Raw genomic sequence first — 279 nt, forward strand, 5'->3', positions numbered from 1 at the left:
CCTGTTTTTGAGTATCCCTTGCATATGCTCCGTTTGTCCAACGAATTGACTTTTATTGACAAGATTTTCTATTTCATTTATCGATAGTGAGGCAGTTAAATCCGATTTAGTGACTGCTATTACGTCGTTGTCATTAGGTGTATAAGCTGCTGCAAAAAGCTCAAATGAGCACACTAAGCTTAATGTAATCATCAGGTTTACTAGAGGTGATTTCATATTTGTATCCTTAAAATAGCCATCCATGGCCGGTCAGCTTATTTACTGATTACTAATTAAATT

Annotated in this window: 1 protein-coding gene; it reads right to left on the reverse strand. The window is 35.5% G+C overall.

Features of this window, described 5'->3' with window-relative positions; genetic code table 11:
* On the reverse strand, positions 1–216 hold a 216-nt coding region (locus R2R70_RS19820), incomplete at its 3' end, for a hypothetical protein (protein ID WP_410978872.1).
* Positions 217–279: the final 63 nt, after the last annotated feature.

Origin of the sequence: Cobetia sp. SIMBA_158 (assembly GCF_046566945.1) — a bacterium.
GTDB lineage: Bacteria > Pseudomonadota > Gammaproteobacteria > Pseudomonadales > Halomonadaceae > Cobetia > Cobetia amphilecti.